The following is a 10,121-nucleotide window of genomic DNA, read 5'->3' on the forward strand; positions in this document are numbered from 1 at the left end:
AGCGTCCGTCCATCATTGCCGCTTGCTGGATGCAGGCTACGCTCTGGTGATGTCATGAATTATGTAAGTCTCAATAAACTTCGGGTCCTATGCTGATCCTGGGAATCGAATCGTCGTGCGATGAGACCGGCGTGGCGCTCGTCGAATCCGGCGGCGCCGCGGTGCCGGTGCTGCGTTCACACGCCTTGTTCAGCCAGGTCGACATGCACCAGGCTTACGGCGGTGTGGTGCCCGAGCTGGCCAGCCGTGACCATATTCGTCGCGTGTTGCCGCTGACCGAACTGGTGTTGCGGGATGCCGGTTGCCGACTGGCGGACGTGGACGTGGTCGCTTTCACGCGGGGGCCGGGGCTGGCCGGCGCGCTGCTGGTCGGAGCGGGCGTGGCCTGCGCGCTGGGCGCAGCGCTGGAGCGGCCAGTGCTGGGCGTGCACCACCTGGAGGGCCACCTGCTGTCGCCATTCCTGAGCGCGGACCCGCCGGAATTCCCGTTTGTCGCGCTGCTTGTCTCGGGCGGACACACCCAGCTGATGCGGGTGGACGGGGTGGGGCGCTACGCCATCCTGGGCGAGACCATCGACGACGCCGCGGGCGAGGCCTTCGACAAATCCGCCAAGCTGATGGGCCTCGGCTACCCGGGCGGGCCGGCCCTGTCGCGGTTGGCGGAGCAGGGCGACCCGACCGCGTTCAAGCTGCCGCGGCCGTTGCTGCACAGCGGCAACCTCGACTTTTCGTTTGCGGGCCTGAAGACGGCCGTGCTGACGCAGGCGAAGAAGCTGGGCGATCAGCTCGAGGCGGCCGGATCGACGGCAAAAGCCGACCTGGCGGCCTCCACCCAGGCGGCCATCGTGGAAGTGCTGCTGAAGAAGTCGCTGGCGGCCCTGAAAGAAACGGGCTTGCGCCGGCTGGTGGTCGCGGGCGGCGTGGGCGCCAACCGCGAATTGCGCCGCCAGCTCAATCTGGCTTGTGCTCAGCAAGGTGTGCGCGTGCATTACCCGGAGCTGCACCTGTGCACCGACAACGGCGCCATGATCGCCATGGCTGCCGCCATGCGCCTGCAGGCCGGGGTGCAACAGGCCAACTGGGTTTACGCGTTCGACGTCAAGCCCCGCTGGCCACTGGATGCACTGGAGGTGAACTGAAAGGCTCCACCCCAGCGCAGGCTGGTCACTTTTAGCTACTTAATTGATAGTCAGCCGAGTGCTGGTGTCCACCGGTTGTTTCTTCGCCAGCGTGAGCGTGAGCACGCCGTTTTCCAGTTTTGCCACGCTGGTCGAGGCGTCGATGTCCTGCGGCAGTTCGAATCCGTGACGGTACTGCCGGGGCGCGTCGGCGAGCGTTTCGATGCGCACGACCTGACCTTCGATCTGGATGTTCAGCTGTTCCTTGTTGACGCCGGGCACGTCCAGCGAGAGCGTCCAGACTGCATCGTCGGATGTGACTTCGGTGCGGCAGGCCTTGGTTCCTTCGGAAGGACTCGGCAGTGCCTGGTCGAGCAGGCGATCGAGCGCGTGCATGGCGGGGACATAGGCGGCGCGGCGCAGCGTGGCGGGGCGGGTGGTTGCGAAAAACATCGTGAATCTCCTGTGACTTGTGGTTGAAACATCGGCGGGTGCGGGTGAAATCCGCTCCCTTACACTGCGCGGCGTTCAAACCAGAACCGCCGCATGGCCTGCATCTGTGAGCCCGGCGGTTCTTTTCAAGTGGAATGCAGAGATGAATATTTTTCGCCGGCGGCTCTTGAAATTGCTGACCGCCGCCCTTGCTTCGCCCGCCTGGGTTGGGGCCCAGCCGGGGGGGCCGTCGATTCGCATCGCCCTGATCGAAGGCCTGAGCGGCCCGTTCGGCAACACCGGCGAGGCGGTGTATCGCAACCTGCTCTGGGCGGTCGAGCGTGTCAACGCGCGCGGCGGCGTGAAGCTGCCTGGCGGTCATCGGATGCTGGGGCTTGAGCGGTACGACAGCAAAGGTCAGAACGAGGAAGGGCTGGCAGCGCTGCGATCGGCCATCGACGATGGCATCCAGTTCGTGGTGCAGGGCAATTCGTCGTCAGTGGCCGCCGTGCTGATCGACGCGCTCAACAAGCACAACGAGCGCGAACCCGGCAGGCGTGTACTGTTCCTCAACTACTCGGCGGTGGACCCGGTCCTGACCAATGAGAAATGCAGCTTCTGGCACTTCCGATTCGACGCCCACGCCGACATGCGCATGGCCGCTCTGATGGAGGTCATCCGCGACGACCGGAGCGTGAAGAGCGTGTACCTCATCGGCCAGGACTACAGCTTTGGCCAATCGGTGCTGCGCGAAGCCAGGCGCCAGCTGGGTGCCCAGCGCCCGGACATGCAGATCGTCGGCGACGAGCTTCATCCGGTCGGGCGGGTGAAGGACTTTCTGCCTTACGCCGCCAAGATCAAGTCCAGTGGCGCGCAGGCCGTGATCACCGGCAACTGGGGCAATGACCTGACCTTGCTGGTCAAGGCAGCCCGGGAAGTCGGGTTCGAGGGCAAGTTCTACACCTTTTACGGCAATGCCCTCGGTGCGCCGGCTGCGATCGGCGATGCCGGGATCGGCCGGGTGGTGGCCGTGGCAGACTGGCTGCCCAACGTGCCCGGGGCGCCGAGCGAGGCGTTCTACCGCTCCTTTCGCGCGCGCTTTCCCAAGCCCGAGGACGACTACGTGCACATGCGCATGCAACTGCTGGTCGAGGCACTGGTTCAGGCGATGGAGAAGAGCGGGTCGGCCACGAACATGGTCGCCGTGGCCGGGCAGCTGGAGCAGGCAGCGGTGAGCCTGAGCGGGCAGGGCGGGCGCATGCGCGCGGCGGACCATCAGTTTCAGCAGCCGCTGGTGGTGGGCTTGATGGACCGACAGGGAGCGTCAGGCGTCAAGTTCGACGTCGAGGGCTCCGGTTACGCATTCCGGGTGATCCGCCAGATCAGCCCGGCCCAGGCCGAACTGCCGAGCACCTGCCGGATGGCGCGCCCGGTCTGAGCGGCGCGATTTCGGAGCACTTCACCTCGCGCGCAGGGTCCGGTTCTGGCTACGAGGCGTAACCCAGGCAGGCGCCGGCATTGGGCCGGCCTTTGCATTCGCGCTTCAGGCGGCGGTCGCGCTCGGCAGTGGTCTCGGCCGAGCCCTTGTCGTACTTGACGGTGCTGGACTTCTTTTTCTTGTGTTTGGATTTTTCCGGCTGGACCGATGCTGGCGCAGCGTTGCTGGCGTTGGCCATCGTGCCGGGCGGGGTGCCCGGGGCGCTGGCCGGCGTGGCCGCCCGAACGGGTGCAGCGACGGCGCACGCCAGCAGGACGGCCAGGCTCAGGGTGCGGAGAGAAAGCGTGATGGACATGGTGACCTCCTGGGTGGTTCTGGACTTTGGCCGCATCATAGCCAGCCAGCTGCTGCCGCTCGGGTCGGCTAGGATCGGCGCTTGATCGAACCCCACGTTTCACCATGCGCCAAGCCGTCCTGAATCTCGAAGAATCCAGAATCCGTGAAGTCGCCAATGCCGGCATGGGCCGCGACGATGTGCTCGCATTCTGGTTTGGCGAAAGCGACGAGGTGACGCCGGACTTCATCCGGCAGGCCGCCATCGAGTCCCTTCAGCGCGGCGAGACTTTCTACTCGCACAACCTGGGCCTGCCCGAGTTGCGGCAGGCGGTGTCCACGTACATGAGCGCGCTGCACGGCCCCGTTGAGAGCGGGCGCATTGCGATCACCTCCGGTGGTGTCAACGCGCTGATGATTGCGATCCAGGCGCTGGTCGATGCCGGCGATGAGGTGGTCGCCGTCACGCCGGTCTGGCCCAACCTGACGGCCCAGCCGGCGATCCTGGGTGCCCGGGTCCGATGTGTTGCGCTGAAACCGGTCGACGGCGAATGGACGCTGGATCTGCCAAGTCTGTTGGCAGCCGTCACGCCGGCCACCAAGGTGCTGATCCTGAATGCGCCCAACAACCCGACCGGCTGGACGCTGACCCGCCGCGAACAGCAGGCCCTGCTGGACCACTGCCGGCGCACGGGCACCTGGATCCTTGCCGACGAGGTCTATGAGCGCCTGTATTTCGCGGACGACACGGACAATGGCTGCGCGCCGAGTTTCCTGGATATCGCTGCCGCGGACGACCGGCTGGTCGTGGTGCACAGCTTTTCCAAGAGTTTCCTGATGACGGGCTGGCGCCTGGGCTGGCTGGTGATGCCGCCGGACATGACCCACCACGTCGGCAAGTTGATCGAATTCAACACCTCCTGCGCCAGCGTGTTCACCCAGCGCGCCGGGGTGGTGGCGCTTCATCGCACTGCCGACGTGACGCCGCGCGTGGTGGCGCACCTCAAGGTCTGCCGGGACACGCTGATCCCCTTGCTGGCCGCGGTGCCAGGGGTGCAGCTGGCGCTGCCTCGGGGCGGCATGTATGCGTTTTTCAGGGTCTCCGGCTTTGATGATTCGCTGGTCACGGCCAAGCGGCTGGTGGTCGAAGCCGGGCTCGGGCTGGCGCCTGGCGATGCGTTTGCACCCGAAGCCCGCGGCTGGCTGCGCTGGTGTTTTGCCTCCCACGACCCGAATCGCCTGGCCCTCGGCGTGGACCGGCTCAGAACATGGCTGGCAGACCAGCGGCCGGCGAACGAGCGGATCGGGGTATAATTCCAAGGCTTTGCATCCCGCAAGGCGCACGCCATGGGCAGTTCCAGCCTGCGGCGCAAGTTGAAAACTTCGGTGAAGCGGGCCACTCGCCAGCCGATCAATCCTTAAGGAAATCAAGATGATTGCATCCTCCATCAAGGCCGAGGTCGTCAAGGCCAACGCCCGCGGCGCGACCGATACCGGCAGCCCCGAAGTTCAGGTCGCTCTGCTGACCGCCCGTATCAACGAACTGACCCCCCACTTCAAGCTGCATGCCAAGGATCACCACGGCCGTCGCGGCCTGTTGCGCATGGTCAGCCGTCGCCGCAAGCTGCTGGACTACCTCAAGTCCAGGGATGCCGACCGTTACGTTGCGCTGATCGCCAAGCTTGGCCTGCGCAAGTAATCGGTAAATTGAATGCAAGGCGCCTGAGTTAGTTCACTAGCTCAGGCGCTTTCTACTTTGAGTTTTTCATTTCGGAGTCTGTCGCGACGAATACGCGCTGTGTCATTCCATGAAGGATTGCCGATCTTTCATGGAATGGCATCGTGTTCGGATAGTCCGGCTCCGGGCCCCCGGCACAGCCTCATGTGCCGCTGATCTCAGGAGCTGAACATGTCCATTTTCAACAAAGTCACCAAAACCTTCCAGTGGGGCGACAAGACCGTCGTCATGGAAACCGGCGAGATCGCTCGCCAGGCCTCCGGCGCCGTGCTGGTCAACATTGACGACACCGTCGTGCTGGCGACCGTCGTGGCGTCCAAGGGCTCCAAGCCCGGCCAGGACTTCTTTCCGCTGACCGTCGATTACATCGAGAAGACCTATGCCGCCGGCAAGATCCCCGGTAGTTTCTTCAAGCGCGAGGCCAAGCCGAGCGAGCACGAAACCCTGACCAGCCGCCTGATCGACCGCCCCATCCGCCCACTCTTCCCCGAGGGCTTTTTCAACGAGGTGCACGTGGTGATTCACACCATTTCGTTGAACCCTGAGGTGGACGCCGACATCGCCGCGCTGATCGCGTCGAGCGCCGCGCTGGCCATCTCCGGCATTCCGTTTGCTGGGCCCATCGGCGCCGCTCGCGTCGGCTACATCAACGGTGAGTACGTGCTGAACCCGGGCCAGACCGCTCGCAAGAGTAGTCAGCTGGATCTGGTCGTGGCCGGCACCGAAGCGGCCGTGCTGATGGTGGAGTCCGAGGCTCAGCAACTGTCGGAAGAAATCATGCTGGGTGCGGTCGTGTTCGGCCACGAGCAAGGCAACGTCGCGATCAATGCCATCCATGAACTCGTTCGTGACGCGGGCAAGCCGGTCTGGGACTGGCATGCGGCGGCCAAGGACGAAGAACTGATCGCCAAGGTCACCGCTTTGGCCGAAGAGAAGCTGCGCGCCGCCTACCAGATCCGCAACAAGCAGAGCCGCACGCACGCCTGCCGCGAGGCCTACGCCGTGGTGATGGCCGACCTGAAGGAGGCCGGTGTGGCGTTCGACAGCGTCAAGGTCGAGGGCATGCTGTTCGACATCGAGGCCCGTATTGTCCGCAGCCAGATCCTGGCCGGCGAGCCGCGCATCGATGGCCGTGACACCCGCACCGTGCGCCCCATCGAAATCCGCAACGGCGTGCTGCCGCGCACCCACGGCTCGGCGCTGTTCACCCGCGGTGAAACCCAGGCGCTCGTCGTGTCCACTCTGGGCACCGAACGCGATGCCCAGCGCATCGACGCCCTGGCCGGCGAGTACGAAGACCGCTTCATGCTGCACTACAACATGCCTCCCTTTGCCACCGGCGAGGTGGGCCGCATGGGCAGCACCAAGCGCCGCGAGATCGGCCACGGCCGCTTGGCCAAGCGCGCGCTGGTTGCCGTGTTGCCGAGCAAGGAAGAGTTCCCCTACACGATGCGTGTCGTGTCCGAGATCACCGAATCGAATGGATCTTCGTCGATGGCATCCGTCTGCGGCGGCTGCCTGTCGCTGATGGACGCCGGCGTGCCTCTGAAGGCGCATGTCGCCGGCATCGCAATGGGCCTGATCAAGGAAGCCAACCGCTTTGCCGTCCTGACCGACATCCTGGGTGACGAGGACCACCTCGGCGACATGGACTTCAAGGTGGCCGGCACGACCAACGGCATCACCGCGCTGCAGATGGACATCAAGATCCAGGGCATCACCAAGGAAATCATGCAGGTGGCGCTGGCGCAGGCCAAGGAAGCCCGCATGCACATCCTCGGAAAGATGCAGGAGGCCATGGGCGAGGCCAAGGCCGAGGTGTCCAACTTCGCGCCCAAGCTCTACACCATGAAGATCAATCCCGAGAAGATCCGTGACGTGATCGGCAAGGGCGGCTCCGTCATCCGTGCGCTGACCGAAGAAACCGGGTGCCAGATCAATATCGACGAAGACGGCACCATCACCATTGCCGCCACCGACGCGACCAAAGCCGATGAGGCCAAGCGCCGCATCGAGCAAATCACCGCGGAAGTGGAAATCGGCAAGGTGTATGAAGGCCCGGTGACCAAGATCCTGGATTTCGGCGCCCTGATCAACCTGCTGCCTGGCAAAGACGGTTTGCTGCACATCAGCCAGATCGCGCATGAGCGCGTCGAGAAGGTGACCGACTATCTCAAGGAAGGCCAGATCGTCAAGGTCAAGGTGCTCGAGACCGATGAAAAAGGCCGGGTCAAGCTGTCCATGAAAGCGCTGCTGGATCGTGCGCCCCACAACCCGGACGCGGCTGCCCAGCAATAATCGCTATTTTTTATATAGCAGATGTTGACCATTTGACGCTGGACTGATTCCGTTTTTACATGAAAGTCGTTGAAATCCAGAAGCCCGGCGCGCCTGAGGTGCTGGTCCCGGGAGTGAGGCAGGATCCGGTGGCGGGAATCGGTGAAGTGCTGATTCGCGTGGCAGCCAGTGGGGTGAATCGACCCGACGTCTTGCAGCGCACCGGCAGTTACCCGGTGCCGCCTGGCGCGTCGGATATTCCCGGCTTGGAGGTGGCAGGTGTCATCGAAGCGGGCGATCCGGCCGCCATGGATTCGGCCGGACTGGCGATCGGCGACCGGGTTTGCGCTCTGGTGGCGGGCGGAGGATACGCCGAGCGGTGTGTTGCACCGGCCGGCCAATGTCTTCCCGTCCCACATGGCCTGAGCGACGTTGAGGCCGCGTCATTGCCCGAAACGTTCTTCACAGTCTGGAGCAACGTGTTTGACCGGGCGCGCTTGCAAGCCGGTGAAGTCCTGCTGGTTCAGGGGGGCACGAGTGGCATTGGCGTTACGGCCATCCAGATGGCCAAAGCGCTGGGCGCTATGGTGATCGCAACCGCGGGCAGCGACGACAAATGTGCGGCTTGCCTGGCCTTGGGGGCGGATCACGCCATCAATTACAAGACGCAGGATTTCGTCGCGGAAGTCAAGCGACTGACCGACGGTGCCGGCGTGAATGTGGTGCTTGACATGGTTGCGGGCGGCTATGTGGCTCGCGAGATCGAGTGTCTGGCGGAAGATGGTCGACTGGTCCTCATCGCGGTGCAAGGTGGCGTCAAAAGTGAGTTCAATGCCGGGTTGGTGCTGCGTAAGCGCCTGACGGTGACCGGTTCTACATTGCGGCCCCGGCCAGTCGAGTTCAAGGCAGCCATCGCGAAGGCCTTGAAGGCCAAAGTCTGGTCGCTGATCGAATCCGGGCACATCAAGCCAGTGATTCACAGCGTGTTCGATGCACTGGCGGTGGGCGATGACCTTCCCAGCGGGGCTGCGAGGGCTCATGCGCTGATGGAGTCCAATCAGCACATCGGAAAAATTGTTCTCACTTGGGGTGATGCATGAAAAAGAAGCTCATCGCCGGCAACTGGAAGATGAACGGTGGCCTGGCTGCAAACGAAGCACTGGCGAAAGCGCTGTTGGGGGGCTTAAGCGTGCCGGCATGCAACGTCGCAGTCTGCGCGCCGGCGCCGTACCTGGCTCAGCTGCAGGTGCTGCTGGCGAATTCGGCGATTGCGCTGGGAGCCCAGGACGTGTCCGCGCATGAATCCGGGGCATACACCGGTGAGGTGTCGGTGGCGATGCTGAAGGAATTCGGGGTGCGCTACGCGATCGTCGGTCATTCGGAGCGCCGTCAGTACCATGGCGAAACCGACGCGGCCGTGGCGGCCAAGGCGCAGCGGGCGCTGGCCGCGGGCATCACGCCCATCGTCTGCGTCGGGGAGACGCTGGCGGAGCGCGAGGCCGGCAAGACCGAGGAGGTGGTGAAGCGCCAGCTTGCCGCCGTTATCCACGCCAATGGCCATTGCATCAGTGAAATCGTGGTGGCCTACGAGCCGGTGTGGGCCATCGGGACCGGCAAGACCGCTTCACCTGAGCAGGCGCAGCAAGTGCACGCGGTCCTGCGCGCGCAGCTCAGAGCCGCCAGTGACCATGCGGATCGCATCGCGATTCTCTACGGTGGCAGCATGAACGCCGCCAATGCTGCGCAATTGCTGGCGCAGCCCGATATCGATGGCGGGCTGATTGGCGGTGCCTCGCTGAAGGCGCCCGATTTCCTGACCATCATTGCCGCCGCAGGCTGACCCCTGTCGCGACCGATTATCTATTTCTGGAGTTATTGAATGAGTGTCCTGCTAACCCTTCTTCTGGCGGTTCAAATGCTTTCAGCATTGGGCATGATCGGCCTGATCCTGATTCAGCACGGCAAGGGCGCTGACATGGGCGCAGCCTTTGGAAGCGGCGGCTCGGGCAGCCTGTTCGGTGCCAGTGGCAGCGCCAACTTTCTCTCGCACACCACGGCAGCGCTTGCTGCCGTGTTCTTTGTCTGCACCTTGTTGCTGGCCTATTTCGGCGGTGTTCGGCCCGCGGCGAGCAGTTCCAGTGTGCTGGAGCGTGCTGCCGTCACTGCGCCAGCTCCGGCCGCGTCGGGCGCCGCCACGCAAATTCCGGGAAGCGCTGGCGTGCCAGCAACCCCCGTGCCGGCAGCTCCTGCAGCACCGGCATCCGGCGCAGCCCAGATTCCCGGGAAATAGAGACTAGACGCGCTGAAATTCCTCCTTCGCGTCAGGAGATTGGAAGGTTTTTCAGGGTAAACTCTTAGCTGTTCGAACGTGGCGTACTGTGCGATTTTCCTCAGCTACAGCGAACAAAAAAGACTGCCGTCGTGGTGAAATTGGTAGACACGCTATCTTGAGGGGGTAGTGGCGAAAGCTGTGCGAGTTCGAGTCTCGCCGACGGCACCAACTGAAACAGCCTTTTCGGCCTGAAGGGTCGTCAGGCCAAAGTGATGATCAGATCCGCAAGATGAACCTGGAACAATACCTCCCCGTTTTTCTGTTCATCTTGATTGGCGCTGCCGTTGGCATTGCGCCGCAAGTCATCGGCTACATCCTCGGACCGAATCGCCCCGATCCGGCCAAAAATTCCCCCTACGAGTGTGGCTTCGAAGCATTCGAAGACGCGCGCATGAAGTTTGATGTGCGCTACTACCTCATTGCCATTCTCTTCATCTTGTTCGATCTGGAAAC

The 10,121-nt window shown here is 63.6% G+C and carries 11 protein-coding genes and 1 tRNA gene; 10 read left to right on the forward strand and 2 right to left on the reverse strand.

Annotation, left to right across the window (positions count from 1 at the left end; genetic code table 11):
* Positions 1-89 precede the first annotated feature (89 nt).
* A complete protein-coding gene (gene tsaD / locus ACMUOY_RS19555; protein ID WP_413894410.1) occupies positions 90-1,139 on the forward strand; it encodes a tRNA (adenosine(37)-N6)-threonylcarbamoyltransferase complex transferase subunit TsaD in 1,050 nt (349 codons plus the stop codon).
* A gap of 39 nt (positions 1,140-1,178) precedes the next feature.
* On the opposite strand, the gene ACMUOY_RS19560 is transcribed toward tsaD, so the two are convergent.
* Complete coding sequence (locus tag ACMUOY_RS19560; RefSeq protein ID WP_413894411.1) at positions 1,179-1,571, reverse strand: Hsp20/alpha crystallin family protein; 393 nt, start codon at positions 1,569-1,571, stop codon at positions 1,179-1,181.
* A 142-nt stretch (positions 1,572-1,713) separates the two neighbouring features.
* On the opposite strand from ACMUOY_RS19560, the gene ACMUOY_RS19565 reads away from it, so the two are divergent.
* The gene (locus tag ACMUOY_RS19565; RefSeq protein ID WP_413894412.1) at positions 1,714-2,988 is read left to right on the forward strand and encodes a branched-chain amino acid ABC transporter substrate-binding protein; all 1,275 of its coding nucleotides are present in this window, start codon (positions 1,714-1,716) and stop codon (positions 2,986-2,988) included.
* A 49-nt stretch (positions 2,989-3,037) separates the two neighbouring features.
* Here the strand turns inward: ACMUOY_RS19565 and ACMUOY_RS19570 are convergent, their stop codons facing one another.
* Complete coding sequence (locus ACMUOY_RS19570) at positions 3,038-3,343, reverse strand: hypothetical protein (protein WP_413894413.1); 306 nt, start codon at positions 3,341-3,343, stop codon at positions 3,038-3,040.
* A 104-nt stretch (positions 3,344-3,447) separates the two neighbouring features.
* On the opposite strand from ACMUOY_RS19570, the gene ACMUOY_RS19575 reads away from it, so the two are divergent.
* From ACMUOY_RS19575 to ndhC, 8 genes are all read left to right on the forward strand, one after another.
* A complete protein-coding gene (locus tag ACMUOY_RS19575; protein ID WP_413894414.1) occupies positions 3,448-4,635 on the forward strand; it encodes a pyridoxal phosphate-dependent aminotransferase in 1,188 nt (395 codons plus the stop codon).
* Between the two features lie 118 nt (positions 4,636-4,753).
* Complete coding sequence (rpsO, locus tag ACMUOY_RS19580; protein WP_413894415.1) at positions 4,754-5,020, forward strand: 30S ribosomal protein S15; 267 nt, start codon at positions 4,754-4,756, stop codon at positions 5,018-5,020.
* Positions 5,021-5,230: 210 nt separating this feature from the next.
* Positions 5,231-7,357, forward strand: a complete 2,127-nt coding sequence (gene pnp, locus ACMUOY_RS19585; protein ID WP_413894416.1) for a polyribonucleotide nucleotidyltransferase — start codon at positions 5,231-5,233, stop codon at positions 7,355-7,357.
* 59 nt (positions 7,358-7,416) lie between these two features.
* Entirely contained in the window at positions 7,417-8,436 is a 1,020-nt protein-coding gene (locus ACMUOY_RS19590; RefSeq protein WP_413894417.1) for an NAD(P)H-quinone oxidoreductase, read from the forward strand.
* Complete coding sequence (tpiA, locus tag ACMUOY_RS19595; RefSeq protein ID WP_413894418.1) at positions 8,433-9,176, forward strand: triose-phosphate isomerase; 744 nt, start codon at positions 8,433-8,435, stop codon at positions 9,174-9,176. The genes ACMUOY_RS19590 and tpiA overlap by 4 nt, the downstream gene beginning before the upstream one ends.
* 39 nt (positions 9,177-9,215) lie before the next feature.
* Positions 9,216-9,626: a preprotein translocase subunit SecG gene (gene secG / locus ACMUOY_RS19600; protein WP_413894419.1), complete on the forward strand. Its 411-nt coding sequence runs from the start codon at positions 9,216-9,218 to the stop codon at positions 9,624-9,626.
* 125 nt (positions 9,627-9,751) lie between these two features.
* Positions 9,752-9,836 (forward strand) — tRNA-Leu (locus tag ACMUOY_RS19605).
* Between the two features lie 61 nt (positions 9,837-9,897).
* A partial coding sequence (ndhC, locus tag ACMUOY_RS19610) for an NADH-quinone oxidoreductase subunit A (RefSeq protein ID WP_413894420.1) occupies positions 9,898-10,121 on the forward strand: 224 nt, incomplete at its 3' end.

The organism is Candidatus Skiveiella danica (assembly GCF_022705245.1).
Lineage (GTDB): Bacteria > Pseudomonadota > Gammaproteobacteria > Burkholderiales > Burkholderiaceae_C > Skiveiella > Skiveiella danica.